The 13536-nt window shown below is 47.6% G+C and carries 12 protein-coding genes; all 12 read left to right on the top strand.

Going from position 1 to position 13536, the window contains the following annotated elements:
- Positions 1-53: 53 nt before the first annotated feature.
- The 12 genes from HC352_RS06195 (at position 54) to HC352_RS06140 (ending at position 13533) form a co-directional block, all read left to right on the top strand.
- Positions 54-1223: a sensor histidine kinase gene (locus HC352_RS06195; protein WP_168918071.1), complete on the top strand. Its 1170-nt coding sequence runs from the start codon at positions 54-56 to the stop codon at positions 1221-1223.
- A complete protein-coding gene (locus HC352_RS06190) occupies positions 1220-1912 on the top strand; it encodes a response regulator transcription factor (RefSeq protein ID WP_168918070.1) in 693 nt (230 codons plus the stop codon). Before HC352_RS06195 ends, HC352_RS06190 begins: the two co-directional genes overlap by 4 nt.
- Before the next feature lie 120 nt (positions 1913-2032).
- On the top strand, positions 2033-3118 hold the full coding sequence (gene pstS, locus HC352_RS06185; RefSeq protein WP_168918069.1) for a phosphate ABC transporter substrate-binding protein PstS: 1086 nt from the start codon (positions 2033-2035) through the stop codon (positions 3116-3118).
- 77 nt (positions 3119-3195) lie between these two features.
- Positions 3196-4347 (top strand): phosphate ABC transporter permease subunit PstC, encoded by a 1152-nt coding sequence (pstC, locus tag HC352_RS06180; RefSeq protein ID WP_247645176.1) that lies wholly within the window; start codon positions 3196-3198, stop codon positions 4345-4347.
- Positions 4344-5426, top strand: a complete 1083-nt coding sequence (gene pstA / locus HC352_RS06175; protein WP_247645175.1) for a phosphate ABC transporter permease PstA — start codon at positions 4344-4346, stop codon at positions 5424-5426. Before pstC ends, pstA begins: the two co-directional genes overlap by 4 nt.
- Before the next feature lie 39 nt (positions 5427-5465).
- Positions 5466-6245, top strand: a complete 780-nt coding sequence (pstB, locus tag HC352_RS06170) for a phosphate ABC transporter ATP-binding protein PstB (RefSeq protein WP_168918067.1) — start codon at positions 5466-5468, stop codon at positions 6243-6245.
- Positions 6246-6403: 158 nt separating this feature from the next.
- The gene (locus HC352_RS06165; RefSeq protein WP_168918066.1) at positions 6404-7027 is read left to right on the top strand and encodes an MptD family putative ECF transporter S component; all 624 of its coding nucleotides are present in this window, start codon (positions 6404-6406) and stop codon (positions 7025-7027) included.
- Between the two features lie 8 nt (positions 7028-7035).
- Complete coding sequence (locus tag HC352_RS06160) at positions 7036-7851, top strand: energy-coupling factor transporter transmembrane component T family protein (protein WP_211080636.1); 816 nt, start codon at positions 7036-7038, stop codon at positions 7849-7851.
- Positions 7848-9308 carry an ABC transporter ATP-binding protein gene (locus tag HC352_RS06155; protein ID WP_168918064.1) on the top strand — a complete coding sequence of 487 codons (1461 nt, stop codon included), beginning with the start codon at positions 7848-7850 and terminating at the stop codon, positions 9306-9308. The genes HC352_RS06160 and HC352_RS06155 overlap by 4 nt, the downstream gene beginning before the upstream one ends.
- Positions 9309-9326: 18 nt before the next feature.
- Entirely contained in the window at positions 9327-11117 is a 1791-nt protein-coding gene (locus tag HC352_RS06150) for an ABC transporter ATP-binding protein (RefSeq protein WP_168918063.1), read from the top strand.
- Complete coding sequence (locus tag HC352_RS06145) at positions 11114-12868, top strand: ABC transporter ATP-binding protein (protein ID WP_168918062.1); 1755 nt, start codon at positions 11114-11116, stop codon at positions 12866-12868. The genes HC352_RS06150 and HC352_RS06145 overlap by 4 nt, the downstream gene beginning before the upstream one ends.
- Positions 12868-13533, top strand: a complete 666-nt coding sequence (locus HC352_RS06140; RefSeq protein ID WP_168918061.1) for a TetR/AcrR family transcriptional regulator — start codon at positions 12868-12870, stop codon at positions 13531-13533. Before HC352_RS06145 ends, HC352_RS06140 begins: the two co-directional genes overlap by 1 nt.
- Positions 13534-13536 lie beyond the last annotated feature (3 nt).

The following is a 13536-nucleotide window of genomic DNA, read 5'->3' as shown; positions in this document are numbered from 1 at the left end:
GTCAAAAATGTATCTGACTCGTCTCTAGGCTGTTCGACCGATAGGGTGGAGGTATGCACGATGCACTGACGTTTGCGCTCGGGCTTATCCTCGGAGCTGCCATGATCGGCGGTATCTGGTTAACTGAGTTGCGCGTGCGCCGCTACCGCGAGCGCCAAGAACTGACACTCTTGAAGAATAGTACCGAAGAGCATGTGATGCTCATTCTCGATACTTTGCCTGAATCATTTATTTTACTTGATTCAGATAACAACATTATCCGCGCATCACAGTTGGCAACTAATTTCGGAATGATTCAAGATGGGGTATTACGCCCGAATCTGGCAACTATTGTTACCGAAGTGTTCCTTTCTGGGCAGGCCACAGACGTAGAGTTTGATATGGTCAGTGTGCGAAAGCGCCACCGCAGACCACGTCGAATTTGGGTACGGGTAGCTAAAGCATCCTCTGATCGAGTTGTGGTGTTATTTGAAGATCACACCGAAAAAATTCGCCTCGAAGAAACTCGTCGCGATTTTGTGTCCAATATTTCGCATGAGCTCAAAACGCCCATTGGTGGGATAAAATTACTGGCGGAAACAATCGGGACTATTAGCGATGATGCGGACCAAGTTCGCCATTTCGCAGCATCCTTAGAAACTGAGACAGATCGGTTGGCTCAGCTCGTCCAAGAAATTATCCAACTCTCGCGCCTCCAAGAATCTGATGCCTTAACTGATCCGCAGCTAGTTTCGGTAGACGACGTCGTCGCCGAAGCTCTCCGACGAACTGACGTTGAAGCACACGCACGCCACATTGACCTTGTTTCTGGCGGTGAATCAGGTATAGAAATTCTTGGCGATGAGGTTTTACTTATCACTGCAGTGCGCAATCTGCTGGATAATGCGGTGCGCTATTCCCATCCCTATTCGCGGGTGTCGGTTGTTGTATCGCGGCATAACAATCAGGTTTCCATTGCCGTTATTGATACCGGAATAGGTATCTCTGATGAAGCACAAGAACGCGTTTTTGAACGTTTCTATCGCGGTGATGAGGCACGTTCGCGCGAAACTGGCGGAACCGGGTTGGGGTTGAGCATTGTGAAACATATTGTCCATGACCATGGCGGTGAAGTGAAACTGTGGAGTCAAATTCGCCAAGGCTCGACGTTTACGATTCTTTTGCCGCTGGCCCACCATACTATTCGACACATACAGTCCCAGGCCGAAGGAGGAAACGAATGACGATGATTCTGGTTGTTGAAGATGAGCCGACTTTACGCCAAACGCTCGCTTTTAACTTACAACGAGATGATTTTTCTGTTGTGACAGCGGCTGACGGTAGCGAAGCGTTCGCGGCTTTTCAGGCCCATTCTCCAGATCTTGTGTTACTTGATGTCATGTTGCCACAACTTTCTGGAACTGAAGTATGCCGGAAAATCCGCACAACATCGACCATGCCGATCATTATGGTCAGTGCGAAAGATTCTGAGATTGATAAAGTCGTGGGCCTAGAGATCGGTGCCGATGATTACATCACGAAACCGTATTCGTATCGCGAACTATTGGCTCGGGTGCGCGCATTGTTGCGGCGCACTGCCCCAATTGTTCTCGACGATGACGGTGAGGCTGGCGCACTGAGGGTAGGTTCAGTTGTCCTCGATCCGCAATCGCATGTGGTCACCGTTGATGGTCACGAAGTTACGATGCCGTTGCGCGAGTTTGAGCTTCTCGAATTGTTGATGGAAAATGCGGGTCGAGTATTGACTCGTACTCAGATTTTTGATCGGATTTGGGGCGCTGGTTATATTGGGGATTCGAAGACTCTCGATGTACATATCAAACGGTTACGATCAAAAATTGAGCCGGAACCGAGCCAGCCACGCATGCTTATTACGGTGCGCGGTTTGGGATATAAATTTGTCGCCGAATAATAGCTACGTAATGTTCACCCACTGTTAACCTATCGTGAATACTACGGTTACATTGACCTATTAGATTGAATTTCAGGTGAGGGAGAATAACCCTCACATGTCAATCGAAGGAAACGAATCTTGACTAAGAAAACTGGTTCTCAAACCGTTGCGTTACTATCAGTCTTGGCTCTCGGTCTTAGCGCATGTGCTGGCCCTGCTGAAAATACCACTGAAGGTTCCACATCCGCATCTTCAAGCTCGTCCTTGAATGGTTCTGGTGCTTCCTCTCAAGTTAATGCTCAACAAGCGTGGCGTGATAATTTCACTACCGATTCCGGCATCGTCGTCAATTACGATCCAACTGGCTCAGGTACTGGCCGCAAGCAGTTCATTTCGGGGCAAGTAGCCTACGCTGGTACCGATTCGATACTGAAGGCCGACGAGGTGGAAAAAGCCACGCAGCGCTGTGGCGCAGAACCCCTAGAATTGCCGCTGTATATTTCCCCTATTGCCGTAGCTTTCAATCTCGAGGGTATTGACTCGTTGAAACTCTCTGCTCAAGTGATTGCCCATATTTTCGATGGGAAAATTTCTTCATGGAACGATGACGAGATTGCTCAGCTCAATCCGGGTGTGAAACTGCCTGATTTGGCAGTCATTCCGGTTAATCGTGCTGACGATTCTGGAACTACGGAAAACTTTCAACAGTATTTGAGTGAAGCTGCTGGCAGTGAGTGGTCCTATGAACCCTCCGATACCTGGCCACGTACCGGAACTCAGTCGGCAGAAAAGACTTCTGGTGTAGTTAATCTTGTAAAGTCCACTCCGGGTGCAATTACATACGCCGATGCATCCCAGATTGGTGATCTTGGTGCAGCTGAAGTTGAAATAGCTGGACAATTCTTACCATATTCGCCTCAAGCTGCTGCGAAAATCGTTGACGGTTCCACCCCTAGCGCTGACGCTACTGAGCGCCGTTTGACGGTAGATCTCAAGCGGGATGGTTCGATTGCCGGAGCCTATCCAATCGTTATGGTCTCCTACTTGGTGGCGTGTACTGACTATGACCAGGCAGAAACCGCTGCGAATGTGAAGAGCTTTTTGACCTATGTGGCTTCTGCTGACGGTCAGGAAGTTGCGGCGCGATCAAGCGGTGGTAATGCCCCGATTTCGGATGAGTTACGCAGCAAGGTTATGAAGGCTATTGAGCTTATCAACGGCTAATATCTCGGTGCTGGACCGGTCCCTACCAAGCTGGTCCAGCACTGCCCTTGGGTGGGCAAACAGAAAATGAGGATCTAGTGGACAAACATACGGTAGTTGATAGTGACATGCCTGCAACACATACTCCGGCAGTGATAGATCGCCCTGTGAGTGATCGTGACGAGCGACCGCATGCGATCTGGTCACCGGTGGCACGTGGATCACAAGTAGATAAGATTTTTCGATGGATGTCTAGTGGCGCAGGCGCCATGATTCTCGTTTTATTGGCGGCAGTTGCGATTTTCCTGCTGCTATCATCTAAAAATGCGCTGTTTGCTTCGTCCTCGACGATTATAGAAAACGTTGAATTTGCTCGGGGTAAGAATTTCTGGCAATTCGCCGTAGCTGCCTTGTTTGGAACTATGCTCGCTTCGATTATCGCACTAATTATTGCAGTGCCCTTTGCAGTGAGTATCGCGCTTTTTATTTCCCACTACGCTCCACGTCGCCTAGCGGTGTTTTTCGGTTCGATAATTGACTTGTTGGCAGCCATCCCATCCGTGGTGTTTGGTTTATGGGGAATGTGGACCCTAGAACCACTATTGCGCCCAATCTTTACCTCGATAGCGACGTCGTTAACCCCAGTTTTTGAATTCATCTCCGGAACAAAAGAAATCGTTGACGGCCAAGAAGTCTGGAGTGGGGGACTACCTGGTTTTTCCACACTGGCGCAAAACTTTTCGTGGTGCCCGTTGCAGCCCGACGCCTTGGTTTTTGTGCCACCAGCACGCAATATCATGATGGGTGGAGTGATCTTAGCAGTGATGATCTTGCCAATTATCACCTCCTTGTGCCGTGAAGTATTCCTTCAATCTCCAAGATTGTTAGAAGAAGCTTCCCTTGCCTTGGGAGCTACCCGATATGAAATGATCAAAATGGTTGTTCTTCCGCACGGGCGTTCTGGTATTGTTTCGGCCACAATGCTTGGTTTCGGTCGGGCGTTAGGCGAAACAATGGCATTGCTCATGGTTCTTTCTCCGGGCTTGATGATCAACTTCAAGATCTTCCAACCAGGCCAACACTCCACGATCGCCTCACAGATCGCCTTGCGGTTCCCAGAATCTTCTGGACTCTCATCTGACTTCCTGGTTGCTCTCGGCTTCATCTTGTTTATCATTACTTTCCTCGTCAATTTCGTGGCTCGTGCCATTGTCAGCCGCTACGCAGAGTTTTCAGGAGCTAATGCATGAGTACCTTTTCTACTGTTGACCTTATGCCCGAGACATTCACATCGCGCAAACAGCACTACCTACCAAAATGGTTCAACATTGCAGCTGGTGGAGTGGCACTTACTATCTCTTTGTTTTTCTTTGTTATAGGGCAAGCCCAGCCAGATATCGTCGCTGCAGGTTTGATCGCAGTTGCCATCTTCTTGGTTTTATCAGCCATTTTTGGTTTCGCAGTTGAAGGGCGGCGTTACGGTAAAAATCGTCTGGCTACCAACGTTATCGTGGGCGCGTTTGTGATGGCTGTTATCCCGCTGATTTCCTTGCTCTACACTGTGACCTCGCATGGTTGGAGCCGCATGGTTCAAAGCGGATTCTTCACCCACACCACGTTTGGTTCATCCAATGTTGATACCGTTGTGGGAGCAGGGCATGCGATTATTGGAACCTTGCTAATTACAGGTACGGCCGCGTTAATCTCGGTACCTTTCGGTGTGCTCACCGCTGTGTATTTAGTGGAATATGGCCGGGGTACTTTCGCGAAAATCATCACCTTTTTGGTAGATGTGATGACGGGTATTCCGTCAATCGTTGCTGGTTTATTCGCAGCTGCTCTCATCCCGATAGTTAATCAGCAACTGTTCGGGCAAGCTCAGTTCAAGTCTGGATTCATGGGAGCGATTGCGTTAGTGGTTTTAATGACTCCACTCGTGGTTCGAAATACTCAAGAAATGTTACAACTTGTTCCCAATGAATTGCGTGAGGCTTCCTACGCGTTAGGTGTCTCTAAGGCGGCAACGATCCTCCGCGTGGTATTACGTACCGCAGTTTCCGGTATTGTTTCGGGAATCGTGATCGCGACTGCGCGCATTATTGGTGAATCAGCTCCGTTGTTGATCACCGCGGGAACCACAGATTCATACAATCTGAATATGTTCCACGGTCAGATGCTCACCTTACCGGTCTATGTGTATAACGAGTACACCAAAGGACACCAAATAACGGCGTGGGCTGGAGCACTGATTTTGATCGGTATTGTATTGCTCCTTAATCTTTTTGCGCGCTGGATCGCTAAACGGTTCGCGCCCCAGGGAATCGCTTAATTATTTTCCATGGCATTATCATAAACGAAGGGACTAACCGTGCAAGACGGAATTAAAGTATCAGACCTCAATATCTACTACGGGGACTTCCTCGCTGTCCAAGATGTCAATGTTGAGATCGAAGCGCGCTCAATCACTGCGCTTATTGGTCCATCAGGTTGTGGTAAATCGACATTTTTGCGTTCATTGAACCGGATGCACGAAGTTATTGCCGGAGCGCATTCGAAAGGTTCGGTCATTATTGACGGAGCAGATATTTATGCTCCTGGTGTTGATCCGGTTCGGGTGCGTGAGCATGTTGGTATGGTATTTCAACGTCCTAATCCTTTCCCAACAATGTCCATCCAAGATAACGTCCTAGCCGGATTACGTTTGAATAATCGGAGGATTTCGAAAAGCGATGCCGAAGCAATTGTCGAAACCTCACTACGTGGCGCAAACCTATGGGAAGAAGTGAAAGATCGATTAGATCGGCCAGGGTCATCCCTTTCCGGTGGCCAGCAGCAGCGCTTATGTATTGCTCGTGCAATTGCGGTTAAGCCGCATGTGTTATTGATGGATGAGCCCTGTTCTGCACTCGATCCGATCTCCACTCTTGCCATTGAAGATCTTATGCAGGAGCTTCAAAAAGACTACACAATCGTGATTGTGACGCATAATATGCAACAAGCTGCCCGTGTTTCTCAAAAAACGGGGTTCTTCAACATCGACGGCACAGGCAAGCCGGGGCATCTTGTGGAGTATGACGATACGGAGCGGATTTTCTCTAACCCGGCTAACAAGCAGACTGAAGATTATGTTTCAGGACGATTCGGGTGAAGTGATTGTACTGTTAGTGGCTATTTAAGCTACGGATCGGCCTTGGCAAAAGAGCTCTCGCGGGGGTGGACAACAGAGAGTAATTTAATACTAAATAGTGTTCGGTATTAGGATATGCTAACCTAACTGTGAACGTTATTCAGTATGAAAGGTTTGTCATGTCTGACGATCAAATGATGCCTGCGCTCACAACACGATCTGCATCAGGTACCAATGCGCAAAAAATTGTCTATATTGGTGTTTTTACGGCCATATATTTCGTTGTATTCTTTACTATCGGCATGCTGGGATTTTTTGGGCCATATTTTATGTTCATCAGTATACCGCTGTCGCTGTTAATTGAAGGTACAGTCATTGTTTTGATGCTCAATAAAATTCGCGCATTCGGCGCCTTAAGTATTTTGGGCATCATTGTTGGTTTATTGATGATGTTAACTGGCCATGCTTGGACTACTCTAGTTTTTACTACTTTGACGTCATTTATTGCTGATCTAGTAGCCAAATCCGGAAACTACGTTAACGGTCCGAAGAATATTTTTGCTTATGCGATCCTTCAGGTATGGTACTTTGGTGCATGGCTTCCGATCTTCTATGGTGCAGATGCCTACTTTGCTGACGTCGCTGTGCAGATGGGGCAACAGTACGCCGATCAGATGCAGGCACTTTTCACGCCGATAATTATCGTCATCTTTACCATTGCTAATTTCTTTGTATCGCTTATTGGCGGTTGGATAGGCACGATAATTCTCCGCAAAAATTTCGCTAAAGCTGGGATCGCCTAAATACGAAGATGACATCGCATGCTGTAAGCCAACAGGCACATCATCAACTACACATGGAACAAATGTGTACTTCATGGAAGCCTATTCGCTATTTTAAAAATGATCCGCGCACAACTCTACTAGTCGTTTTAGCAATAAACATCACCGTCATTGGTGGCGCTAGCGCTCCTGTTTTACTCACGGCAACTGCCATAGTCGGAATTCTTTTTGCTTCGGTTGGGACGCTTGAAGGCGTTATCAGATTCGTGGCTCTAGAGAGTGGATTTCTTTTGTTCACCTACTATGGTGCGTCGTTAGGTGCTAACGGATTTGTTGCCTTCTTGATTGGTATCAGCTTTTGGATGTCTCGTTTCATCTTGACTGCAACTATAGGTATTTATGCTATCTACTCCATCAGCACCTCTGAACTGGGGGCGGCACTGCGCGCACTATATTTGCCGGCAAGCTTTGTTTCGGCCATCCTCGTGATGCTACGTTTCATTCCAACAATTCTTGCCGAGTTCAAAGCTATCCAAGAAGCAATGAAACTGCGTGGAATAAACCTTGTAGGCGCAGATGTAATCCGTCACCCAACACAAACGGTGCAATATTTAATTGTTCCGTTGTTAGCTGGAGTTGTTCGAATTGCAGACGATCTCACTGCCTCTGCAGTGATCCGAGGCCTAGGGTCTAACGAGCGGCCACTGCCGTTATACGCAACTCGATTCCGGCCAGCAGATGCACTTATTTTATTCGTCACTATGAGCTATGTTCTGATGCGGTTTTGGAATCCAACTGGAGAAGAACTACTCGGTTTTGCGCATATTCCAGGATTGATACGATGACTAAGCACGATAACGGGGAAGTTCATTTTGGTGACGTTTGCTTTGCCTACCCTGCTCCACAAGGCCAGCAACCGTCGTTCGTCTTCCAACATTTGAATCTCCATATGTCGGCGGGAAGTTGCACGCTATTTTGTGGACCGTCAGGAAGCGGAAAATCCACTGCGTTGAAAATGATCAACGGTCTAATCCCGCAACTCCAGCCCGGGCATATGGGTGGAAGCGTGACGGTTAGTGGACATAAGGTGGACGACGTCGATCTGACAGATATCGGAAAAACAAGCGCCACTGTGTTCCAAAATCCCCGGACACAGTTTTTCACGGGGCATGTTTTGGCTGAAATTGCATATGCAGGTGAAAACTACCGTGTGCCGTCGGAACAACTGTGGGATAGATGCATCGATGCTGCAAAAGAAACTGGCACATATCATCTGTTAGAACGAAGCCTGCATACGTTATCTGGTGGGCAGCTTCAATCTGTGGCGCAAGCAAGTGGACTCGCATCTATGGTTCCGGTTTTACTTTTTGACGAACCGACGTCGAACCTAAGCCCGGAAGCGATTGATAATTTTTCGAGTGTACTGCGCCACCAAAAAGCGGCTGGAAAAACGATTATCATCGCTGAACACCGATTATATTTTCTGCGCGATCTCGTGGACCAGGTGGTCTATTTTTGCCCTGGTTCTGATCCGGAAATTATTGATGGAGCAACGTTTTTCGCTTTCGACGACGACGAACGGCGTCGTCGTGGATTGCGCGTTTTGGATTTGCCAAGAAATAGTGAGATTCTCTGTGTTGAAACTGGTAGCGAGCAAGCCTCCCAACCACCAATAACCTCTGGAGTATCGTCGCGGCATCTCGATTTTTCCTACCCGGGTCATGTGGTTTTCCAAGACTTTAATGTCGATCTTCCGGCCGGTAAAATAACTGCACTCACCGGTGTTAACGGCGCTGGGAAAACAACTTTAGCGCGGTTATTATGCGGATTGCTCAAGCCGCAATCTGGCACCATATATCTCGATGGCAAACCTCGTTCATCTCGAGCGTTATCATCGCTGAGTTCTATTGTTATGCAAGATGTTCATCGCCAGCTCTTTGCCGATAGTGTCATTAAAGAAGTGACGCTAGGGACTGACAATGAGGTTGGAGCAGAAAATTTGCTGGAGCAACTCGGCTTATTATCGTCTAAACATTGTCACCCACTGAGTTTATCTGGTGGACAAAAGCAACGTCTTGTTATTGCTGCGGCCTTAGCCACTGGGCGTCGTCTGGTTATTTTTGATGAACCGACATCGGGTGTGGATTATCGCCAGCTACAAGCAATCAGTTCACTGTTCCGGCAGCTAGCTAATCGTGGGCACATTGTCGTAGTTATTACGCATGATAAAGAGCTACTCGCTTCATGTGCTGATCGGATACTAGAACTAAACCAAATTAACAATCCACTACACCACAACTAATCCACACAGGAGATTGGCATGCCTGATAGTTCAGACATTACAAATAAAGAAAAAGACAAAGCTGGAAGGGTGGCGTTTAACGATCTTTTGCAACCTATTTCGGGCAGGATCATGCTGGCACGGATACTTGCAGTAATGTCAGCATTACTTTCGGTTGGACCATATATCGTTTTAGTTCAACTGTCTGGCACATTGCTTGCGGCATGGCGTAAAGATATTAGCCCTGATCCGAATGAAGTTAAAAGTGCAGTCATATTACTCCTGAGCTTATTCCTCACCAGGCTATGCCTTTATGTCGTGGCATTAGCTGTGACACATTTTGCTGATATTCACTTACGTCGGATCTTGCAAGATCGAATTGCCAAACGTATTGCACGAGCGCCATTATCGTGGTTCACCAAAACTAACTCGGGTCTAGTACGTAAAGCTGTTCAAGATGACACCGCCGATGTTCACACAGTTGTTGCACACGCTCCGGTGGATAACACCGTTGCTATTATCAGTCCTATTGCGCTGTTGATTTATGCATTTTATCTGAATTGGATATTAGGTTTAATCGCTATTGCCACGATTCCGTTCTATTTGGGTGCGATGGCATACATGATGCGAGATATGGGCGAAAAAACTGCTGAGATGGATACTCGACTAGGTTATGTCTCGGCAACGATGGTTGAGTTTATTACTGGTATCTCAGTGGTAAAGGCTTTCGGGCGTACTGGTAAAGCACATGAACGTTACCGCTGTGCTAGCGAAGAATTTCACCGTTTTTATCTGGCATGGTGTGGTCCGTTACTGCGGATGTCAGCACTAGCATATTCGGCGATTTCAACTTCTGTTTTGCTTTTAACGAATCTCGGATTGGGAGCGCTAGCGGTTAATTATGGCTATGCTCGGGCTACCGATGTTATCCCTACGGCGATTATTGCATTGATGATTCCACAGTCCATCGAAGTTTTGGCCAATATGACGTGGTCGATTCAGATGGCTGGCGCGGCAGCGTTGCGTATTCAAAAAATATTAAATATTCCGCAGATCTCTCGAGCGTCTGATCAACGCGGGGGCGATCATGACACAACCGTGCCAGAGGAAGTAGTTTTTGACCATGTGTCTTTTAGCTATGGTGATAATCTCGCCGTTGATGATGTTTCGTTGACGCTCAAGCCGGGAAGTGTAACCGCACTTATTGGTCCATCAGGTGGTGGAAAATCGACTTTGGCAACCCTTTTGGCTCGGTTCTCTGACCCGGATAGTGGCGCAATTACTATCGGTGGAGTAGATATTAGGCAATGGCCTGATGCACAGCTCTACCGATATGTAAGTTTTGTTTTGCAAGATCCACAAATTCTTCGGCTGTCAATTCGCGATAATGTGCGGCTGGGATGCCCGCAAGCAAGCGATGAGGCAATCTGGCAGGCTCTGCGGGATGCCCAAATTGCTGATGAGATCGCCGCATTACCACGTGGCTTGGATACGGTTTACGGAGTTGATACCCATCTTTCTGGTGGACAATGCCAACGACTATCGATCGCTAGGGCACTGCTTATTGATGCGCCGATTCTTATTTTGGATGAAGCCACTGCATTTACTGATCCGGAATCCGAAGCACTTATTCAAACGGCTTTAACTCGACTCATTAAAGCCCGACAAGGCGGAAGAACAGTTCTTGCAATTGCCCATCGTCCGGCATCGGTACAGGGAGTGGATCAAGTGGCAATTTTAGAACAAGGACGGTTGAGCGCAGTGGGCACTCCAGATGAAGTGAATGAACATCCTCTCTATGCAGCTCTGTGGGAAGGAACGAACGCATGAAAACGGTATCACGAGGAATTACCCAACAGATTTTCCGGTTGCTAAGTTCGCAAGGACAAAAACAGCTCCGGGCTGTTTTCAGCTTTGCCGCTATATCTGGCGTTGTACGCGGTTTGGCACTATCAGTGTTCTTACCTGCGGCAACTGCGCTGGTAAAGCAAGAAAATGTGTGGGGCTTATCTATTGTTGGTTGGCTCTGTGTTCTTCTCTTTTTAGGAATTACCTCGGCAATTCTAGAGTATGTACTTGCGATGGCAAACTATTCAGTTGCTTTGGATTCTATGGTGAGTTTGCACAAGCAAATTGGTGATCAAGTGGCCCGACTTCCACTAGGTTACTTTACGTCTGAAACTGCCGGAAAGTTTTCCCGGCTAGTATCGAAACAAATGCTGATGCTCGGCGAATCATTTGCCCATTTTCTAGCACCGATGATTATGAATACGTTTACCATGCTGGTGCTATTGGTGGGGTGCTGGATATGGTCGCCGTCAATGGGTATTCTTTTAACAATAAGTGTCCCGGTTATGCTAGTAGCCGTTTGGATAGCTCAACGTTGTAAAGAACGCGATGACAAGCTAAATACTCCACCGTCGCAAGAATTATCGGCACGTCTTGTGGAATTTGCGCAAAACCAGCCAATTTTACGAGCTTGTGGACAAGCAGGTTCGTTCGAGCCACTGATGTGCGCAACAAAGGCATCTGAAAAAGCAGGTATTCGTGGTCTATGGTGGGGATTATTCGGAAACATTATTGTTGGTACCGCATCGCAGTTCGTTGCGGTGTTCTCGATGATTATTGCCGTCAGTACCACTTTTGGTTTTAGCGATCCGATAGCTACCATTGTTTTTATTGGAATCATGCTTCGCTTCACTACGATGTTGTCCGAGATTGGTTCGTTAGGAATGGCGCTAGAAGGATCTAGGCCGCTGCTATTACAGATTAATGAACTACTCGATGAGCCAGTTTTAACTGATCCGATTTCGCCAAAATCAATTGAACAACCAGGATCAGTTGAACTCCAAGAAGTCTATTTTGGCTATACTCCAGACGCGTCCGTGCTCAATGGTGTCAGCATTCGGTTTGCACCTCATTCTTATACTGCTATTGTGGGTCCTTCTGGCTGTGGAAAAACAACCCTCGCCCGTCTAATTGCACGGTTCTATGAAGTTGATCGGGGTGCAGTCTTAGTCGGGGGAGTCCCGGTGAAAGAACAACGCGTTGCGGATCTGATGAAACAAATTGCGTGGGTATTCCAAGATGTTTACCTCTACGATGACACTCTCGAAGCTAATATTAGGGTCGGCAATCCGGACGCGACCGAGCAACAGATTCGTCATGCCGCTGACCTAGCCGGGGTAACTGAGATCGTGAACCGGCTCCCCGATGGCTGGGACACGAAGGTTGGCGAAGGCGGGCGAGCCTTGTCTGGCGGAGAACGTCAACGTGTATCGATTGCCCGGGCTATTATCAAGGATGCACCTATCGTGCTGTTTGATGAAGCAACAAGTGCATTGGACCCGGCCAACGAAAAACATGTGGTGGAGTCGCTGAATTATTTACGCAAGCGGGCTACACTTGTCGTTATTGCCCATAAATTATCTACAATCCAAACAGCAGATCAGATTGTTGTTTTAGATTCTCACGGACGAATTGCTCAACATGGTACTCATCAAGAACTTCTTGACAAAGATGGAACGTATCGAGAGTTCTGGGAGCTTCGTCAAGCAGCTAAAGGATGGTCGTTGACATAATGCGTATGCCCCTGGGACGTAAAACTGGTCCAAAGCCAAAGTTCACTGCCGATCAAGTTATCGACGCAGTTCTACAGATTGGTATAGATAAGTTCACTATGTCCCAGGCGGCACAAGCAGTTGGTGTTGGTGCGCCAAGCTTATATCGGCTCTACAAGTCTCGTGACGATCTAGTTGCTGCCGGGTTAGAAGAAATTGCTCGTCGTCGGCCATGGGTGGCTCCGAAAACTTCCTGGCCACAGATGTTACGTGCCTGGTCGCGTTACTGTTGGGAATTGTGCGAGGCCTTTCCGGGTTTTGCCCTCACGCTCTACACCTATCCGTTCCCGCAGGTTAATTTTATGAAGCGCGTACCAACGATCGTTGAAGATTTCACCGATGCCGGGCTTAGCAAAGATATCGTTCTTTTCGCACTGGACTTTATTGGCGATACGACAATCACCATCCATTTAGGAGTCAGCGCCTACCGTGCTGACCCGAAAGATCACGAACGCCAAGAGCTTATCCAACGGAACCTAGAACTTACTAACCAACAATTAGGTACAGATTTCTCCAGTCTTCTTAATAGCTCTGACATTTATCGTGATCTTGTGGAACCAAAAATAGAATTTATTATCACCGCCTTAGAAGCTGGAATACGGCCACCTAGCAATAGTTTCGGCTAGTAA

It is taken from the genome of Arcanobacterium buesumense (assembly GCF_012563545.1).
Classification (GTDB): domain Bacteria; phylum Actinomycetota; class Actinomycetes; order Actinomycetales; family Actinomycetaceae; genus Arcanobacterium; species Arcanobacterium buesumense.
Note: the sequence above shows the minus strand (reverse complement) of the source record. Positions and strands in the feature narration are given on the sequence as shown.